Source organism: Aliamphritea spongicola (assembly GCF_017051665.1).
GTDB classification, from domain to species: Bacteria; Pseudomonadota; Gammaproteobacteria; order Pseudomonadales; family Balneatricaceae; genus Amphritea; species Amphritea spongicola.
The window spans coordinates 1-317 of the sequence record NZ_JAFIDL010000065.1; the positions used below are offsets into that span (position 1 = coordinate 1).

Here is a 317-nt window from a genome sequence, read left to right on the forward strand (position 1 = left end):
TTACCAGACGCTCTATGACCTCAACTATCGCACTGCCGGCGGCAATGCAGATGTTGCCAAAAAAATGACCAACCAGCAGATTGCCCGCACCTGGAGCATCAGCGAAGTGAATGGCAATGCGCAGTTCATGAAATACGCCCCGGAAGCCTTGCATAACTACGGACCATCAGGCTGGCAGGCCGCTCAGTGGAAAGAGGATAAACTGCAGTTGATGTATGGCGACCGTACCGAAAGTATCGAAACCAGCGGCGCCAGCCTTGGGATCACCTCCGGCCGCACGGCCTTTGTGGAAACCAAAACCCCAAAATCCAAGGTGG

At 54.6% G+C, this 317-nt stretch carries 1 protein-coding gene; it reads left to right on the forward strand.

Going from position 1 to position 317, the window contains the following annotated elements; all coding sequences use genetic code 11:
- The coding region (locus JYB63_RS22760) for a hypothetical protein (protein ID WP_205660206.1) at positions 1 to 317 on the forward strand (317 nt) is incomplete at both ends.